The 5,797-nt window shown below is 75.1% G+C and carries 4 protein-coding genes; 1 reads left to right on the plus strand and 3 read right to left on the minus strand.

Annotated features, from left to right (window positions below; translation table 11 throughout):
* The first annotated feature begins 54 nt into the window (after positions 1-54).
* The gene (locus tag C8054_RS16330) at positions 55-399 is read left to right on the plus strand and encodes a hypothetical protein (RefSeq protein ID WP_107157648.1); all 345 of its coding nucleotides are present in this window, start codon (positions 55-57) and stop codon (positions 397-399) included.
* Between the two features lie 347 nt (positions 400-746).
* Here the strand turns inward: C8054_RS16330 and C8054_RS16335 are convergent, their stop codons facing one another.
* The 3 genes from C8054_RS16335 to C8054_RS16345 all read right to left on the minus strand — a co-directional run bounded on the left by C8054_RS16335 (position 747) and on the right by C8054_RS16345 (position 5,790).
* Positions 747-4,106 (minus strand): right-handed parallel beta-helix repeat-containing protein, encoded by a 3,360-nt coding sequence (locus tag C8054_RS16335; RefSeq protein ID WP_107157649.1) that lies wholly within the window; start codon positions 4,104-4,106, stop codon positions 747-749.
* Complete coding sequence (locus C8054_RS16340) at positions 4,103-5,185, minus strand: hypothetical protein (protein WP_107157650.1); 1,083 nt, start codon at positions 5,183-5,185, stop codon at positions 4,103-4,105. Before C8054_RS16340 ends, C8054_RS16335 begins: the two co-directional genes overlap by 4 nt.
* A gap of 74 nt (positions 5,186-5,259) precedes the next feature.
* Positions 5,260-5,790 carry a hypothetical protein gene (locus tag C8054_RS16345; RefSeq protein ID WP_107157651.1) on the minus strand — a complete coding sequence of 177 codons (531 nt, stop codon included), beginning with the start codon at positions 5,788-5,790 and terminating at the stop codon, positions 5,260-5,262.
* Between the last annotated feature and the right edge of the window lie 7 nt (positions 5,791-5,797).

A 5,797-nucleotide genomic window follows, 5' to 3' on the forward strand; every position in this document is an offset into this window, starting at 1 on the left:
CAGCTAGGCTGGCGTTGCACTGAGTCACACCTTGGCTACGTTGGGAGGAGTTCCATGCGTACCACCGTCAAGATTCTTGCCGGGTCCGCCCTTGCCGCTCTGAGCCTCGCCGCCGCCGGTGCCACCCCGGCCCTCGCCGCCGCCCCGGCGCCCTTCTGCGAGTCCGGCGCCTCGCAGTTCTACTGCGACGGCAGCAGCACCGGCACGACGACCTGGAGCATCACCTGGTACTCCGGCAGCGTCGGCACCTTCACGACTGCCGGGTCGACCCTCTTCGCCGCCTGCCCGGCCAGCAACCTCGGTCACCCCGTGCGGGCCAGCTACAGCTACTTCGACGGCAGCACGACCCAGTACAGCGGCACCACCCAGTTCATCTGCCGCAGCGGCCCCTGGCAGTAGAGCCGTCCCGTGCCGGCGTACGGGGCGCGCGTACGCCGGACAGGCTCCCACACCGGTGTGGGGTTTCGGTAGATCATCAGCATGATCGACGTTCGAGGTGTGGGGACCGCGCAACCCGCGCGGCGGCCGTGCCCGACGTGCACGGCGCCGACAGATCCGGCGAGGGCGTCCGGGTGTCCCCGGAGACCTCCAGGTCGGCGGTGTCGCGCCCGGGCCGCAGCTCGGTCCGGTCCCGGTCGTCCAGGGGATCCTGGTGGTCGCGCACGGTGGTCTCCCTCGCTGAATTCTCCCCGCACCACAACGTCGCCGACCGGCGTGGGTTCAGCGGGACGGGGCCGCCGCCCGGGTCAGGCCGTCGCGGTCGGGCTCACGTCCACGGCCTGCAACGTCTGGAGTTCCTCCACCGACAGGTCGGTACGCCCCCGGAGCCGGCCGGCCTGCCGGGTGACCGCCTCGTCGAGCAGTTGACGGGCGTACCGGCCGTTGCCGAAGGACCGGCCCTTCGGCACCGCCGTGAAGTGCGCCCGTAGCGCGTCGAGCGTGTCCAGCGGGCACTCGTACCCGCTGGCCGCCGCGAGGCTCTGGAAGATGGCCAGCAGCTCGTCCGGCGTGTACTGGGCGAAGTGGATGTGCCGGGTGAACCGCGATTCCAGGCCGGCGTTGGCGGCGAGGAACGCCGCCATCTCCTGGTCGTACCCGGCGACGATCACGACCACCTCGTCGCGGTGGTCCTCCATCAGCTTGACCAACGTGTCGATCGCCTCGCGACCGAAGTCGTTGTGGGCGTTCGGGGGAGTGAGCGTGTACGCCTCGTCGATGAACAGCACGCCGCCGCGGGCGCGGTCGAACGCCTCCCGGGTCCGGTGCGCCGTGTGCCCGATGTACTCGCCCACCAGGTCGGCGCGCGCCACCTCGACGACCTGCCCGCCGCTGAGCACCCCGAGGGCCGCCAGCAGCCGGCCGTACAGCCGGGCGACGCTTGTCTTCCCGGTGCCCGGCGGCCCGGAGAACACCAGGTGGCGGGAGACGGCGGGGGCGGGCAGCCCGGCGCTGATCCGGACCCGGACGTTGGCCAGCAGGTCGATCAGGTCGGCAACCTCCCGCTTCACCGCCTCCAGGCCGATCATCGCGTGCAGCGAGGCGAGCAGGCCGTCCACCGCGGCGCTGCCGGCCGCGTCCGAGCCGGCGGTCGCGGCCGGCGCGGCGCCCAGGTCCTGCGGCAGCAACTGGGCCAGCTCCACCCCGTCACTGGCGCCCTGCGCGGACAGCCGGTACGCCTGCCGGCCGATCATCTCCTCGAAGATCTTCCGAGCCACCCGGGCGTTGCCGAACGACTCGGTGCGGGGCATCGCGTCGAACAGCCCGGCCAACGCGGCGCGGGTGTCGTACTCCAGCACGTAGTGGTGGGTGCGGCAGAGCCGGTCGACGATGGTGATCAGTTCGTCGGTGCTGTAGCTGTCGAACTCGACGGTGCGGGAGAAGCGTGAGGCGAGGCCGGCGTTGCCGGCCAGGAACTGCCGCATCTGCGGCGAGTAGCCGGCGACGATCACGATCACCTCGTCGCGGTGGTCCTCCATCAGCTTGACCAGGGTGTCGACGGCTTCCCGGCCGAAGTCGTGCCCGCCCGCGCCCTCGATCGGGTTCAGCGTGTACGCCTCGTCGACGAACAGCACGCCGCCCAGCGCCTCGGTGAACTTCTTGGTGGTCTTCACCGCGGTGCCGCCGATGTGCTCCGCGACCAGGTCCGCCCGGGACGCCTCGACGAGCTGGCCGGATTCGAGCACCCCGAGGGCGGTCAGGATCTGGCCGTACAGCCGGGCCACCGTGGTCTTGCCGGTGCCCGGCGCCCCCGCGAAGACCAGATGCCTCGACATCGGCGGGCGGGGCAGCCCGGCCTCCGCCCGCCGCTGGGCCACCTGGTGCAGCCCGACCAGGGTGGCCACCTCCTGTTTGACCGCCGCCAGGCCGACCAGCGCGTGCAACTGCGCCAGCAGCGGCGCGACGGCGTCGGTGTGGTCGGACGCGTCGGCGCCCGGTTCGACCTCCGGCCCGGCGGGTGACGGGAAACGGGCCGGGTTCGAGGTCCGCCGGTCCGGCTCCGGGTCGGGCGACGGCACCACGGGCGCAGGGTCGAGGTCCGGGCGGTCGCCGGGCCGGGACGCCTCCCGCCGGTTGGGGTGGGTCGCCGCCCCCACCCGGCGGATCTGCTCCCGCCGGTTGCCGGTGATGGTGGAGCCGGCCAGGTCGACCGGCTCGCCGGTCTCCAGCAGCACCCCGTCGGTGCCGTTGTCGACGACCTCCGACCGCACCAGCGCGCCCCTGGACCCCGGCGCGAACCGGACGCCCACCAGGTCCCCGCCGCTGACCCGGCTGCGCCGCAGGTCGAGGTCGCCCGCCGCCTCGACGACGATCCCGGCCCGGGTCGCCGAGCCGACCTCGCAGGAGGTGACCGTGGCCTGGCCGTCCCCCGCGACGACCAGTCCGTACGGGCCGCCGCGCAGTCGGGAGTCGGTGAGCACCAACCGGGCCCCGGCGACCCGGACGGCGGCCTCGCCGCAGCTCTCGACGGTGCAGCCGCGCACCGTGCCGAGCCCGCCGTCGACGCCCTGCACGCCGTATTCCCGGCAGTCGGCGACCGTCGTGTCGTCGAGCACCGGATCGGCTCCGGTGCGTACCAGCACGCCGGTGCGTCCACCGCTCACCGCGCACCGGGCCAGGGTGCCCCGGGCACCGTCGTCGAACACCACCGCGGTGTCGCCCGCGGTGGTGATCCGGCAGCCCTCCAGCGTGGGCGCGGCGCTGCCGGTGACCGCGACCGCCGCCGCGGCGGTGGCGTCGAGCTGGCACTCGACCAGCCGGCCGGTGGCGGTCTCCAGCGCGAACAGGGCGTGCCCGGTGGTGGTCTCGACCCGGCAGCGCCGCAGCGTCGGGTCGGCGTCCCCGGCGATCACCACCCCGTGCCCGTCGATGCCCCGCACGACGCAGTCCTCGAGCGTCGGTCGCCCGCCGGTGGCGACCAGCGCCGGGCCAGCGGAGTCGCGGATCGTGGTGCGCAGCAGCCGGACCGCCCCGCCGCTCTCGACGGCGACCGCCGGTCCGGCGACCGCCGACACGACGCAGTCGGTCAGGCTGCCCCGACCGGCGCGGGCGGACAGCACGGCCGGTCCGGCCGTCCCGGTCAGCGTGCAGTCCACCAGTTCCGGGTCGGCGCCGGAGGAGATCACCACCCCCGCGCCGCCGACGTCCCGGACCGTGCTCGCCCGCACCGTCCCGGTCATCCCACTCTCCAGCAGCAGCCCGGCTCCGGCGGCGTTGCGCACCACGCAGCCGTCGAGGTCCAGGCGGCTGTCACCGGCGTGCAGCGCGACCAGCCCGTCGGCCGTCAGCTCGCAGTCCGACATCCGCAGCGACCCGCCGGTGACCTGCACCGCCGGGAACCGGTCGCCACCTCCGACGACGGTGATGCCACGCAGCTCCACCCGGCCGGCGCCGACGAAGAGGGCGACCGCGTCCGGCGCCTGGAGCGTCACGGTGCCGGGGCCGTCCTCGGCGGCCAGCGTGACGTCCCCGACGATCCGCAGCTCCTCGTGATAGGTGCCCGGCTGGAGCACGATGGTCGTGCCCGGGCCGGCGACCGCCAGCGCGTCGGCGATCCGGGGCAGCCCGCCCGGCTCGGTGTGCGACACCGACACCACACTGGAATTCATCGTCGCGAACCTCCGGAAACGGGAGCGGTGAGCCGGGCCGGCGTCGCGTCGGCGGGCCGGTCCGGGACGAAGCGGTGACCCCGGTCGTCCAGGCCGATCGGGAAGTCCATGGTGACCGGGCCGCGGAGACCGGCGCCGGTCGCGTTCGCGCGCAGCCGCCGCAGCATCTCCTCGCCTCGACCGGCCGCCGCGGGGCGTTCCCCGGTACGGTCGCGCAGCAGCACCCGCACGGGGCCGTCGCCGTCCGGATCGTCGACGGCGAGCACCGCGAAGCGGCTGCCCGGAGGGAAGGCGGCCGCGGGCCGGGCCGGCCAGGTGAACGGGTCGATCCGTCGGGCGCTGACCGACCAGATGACGTACTCGACCGCGACGTCCGGACCGGCCCCGCCGGACAGTCGCACGTCGACGAAGGCCGGCTCGACGAGTTCGTCGCCGGCCCGGTAGTCGAGGGCCGGCGGCGCGCTGGTGGTGGCGTAGACCGGGCCGATGACGGTGGGCAGGCGGCAGAGCCCGCTCGCCGCGCCGCGGGCGAGCAGCGCCGCCGCGCCGGGCGGCCGCTCGCCCGACCCCCGCAGGGCGTGGTTCACCGCCGCCGGGTCCGCCACGTAGGCGCAGAGCGCCACCAGGTCGCCGACCAGGTCGGCGCTGTGACCGGCAGCGCGCAGGCCGGGCTCCTCGGCGAGGGTGCGGGTGACCACCCGGGCGTACGCGTCGTAGCGGTCGGTCAACGCCCGCCGCAGCCGGGCGCGGCCCTCGGCGTCCCACTCGCCGGCGTCCACCCACTGCGGTACGCCGGAGGCCCCGGTCGGCTGCGGCGGACCGGACCCGGTCCGCGCCGGGCTCGCCGGCGCCGGAGCGTCGGGCGTCGCCGCCCGGGGGCCGGAATCGGCCGCCCGGTCGCCGGACGTCACGGTCGGCGGGCCGGTCAGCGTGGCCAGCCCGCCCCACCGGCCCGCCCACCGGCCCGGATCGAGCACGGTCGCCCGCGACGTCAGCTCCTCGGGGGTGTCGTTGAGCGGGGGAGGCGCGTCGACTGCGGGCGCGGGCGTCCGGGCCGGAAGCGGTACCGGGATGGTCAACCGTGCCCCCTCTCGGTCGGCCCCGGCGACGGTGGGACCTGACCGGTTGACAACGGACGGCACGGGCGGCGGGTTCATCGCACGGCCGGGTCAGGTCCCACCGTCACCGGGCGGGTGGATCGTCGGGGCGGTGGTGTCGTCGAGGGACGGATCCGGGTGGGCAGCAGGTGTCCGTTGACGAGCACGAGGACGTGTGTCACCGGGCCGCCGTCGTCGGGGTACAGGGTCGCCGGGCTGTCTCCTCCCTGGGTGAGCACCTGAAGGTCGATGTGCAGGGTGCGGTCGGGCGCCCGGGGGAGTCGGCCGGCCCAGCGCAGGACGCGGTTGAGGGTGTGCGGGAAGAAGTCGCCTTCCGGCTCGTCGTCGTAGCCGGGCCGGCGGAGCGCGTCGGCGTGGGCGGTGACGTCGATCTGGCCGCTGCCGGGATCGGGGACGATGGCGAACTGGGCGAGGTCCAGGGCGGCGTCGACGTCCGGGTGGTGGGGCGCCGTGCCACCACGTCGCCGACGAAGCGGCGTCGCCGGCCTGCCGGCCGTTGTCGACGAGCCAGCGCCGCTGGCCGGCCCGGGGGGGGGCGTAGGACCGACCGGACCGGGTGCGGTCACCCGCCTA

It is taken from the genome of Micromonospora sp. RP3T (assembly GCF_003027925.1).
Taxonomy (GTDB): Bacteria; Actinomycetota; Actinomycetes; order Mycobacteriales; family Micromonosporaceae; genus Micromonospora.

What these genes read in the sequence shown, in the direction of transcription:
- C8054_RS16335 (WP_107157649.1), bottom strand. Translation starts at nt 4,106, where the DNA reads ATGAATTCCAGTGTGGTGTCGGTGTCGCACACCGAGCCGGGCGGGCTG.
- C8054_RS16330 (WP_107157648.1), top strand. Translation starts at nt 55, where the DNA reads ATGCGTACCACCGTCAAGATTCTTGCCGGGTCCGCCCTTGCCGCTCTG.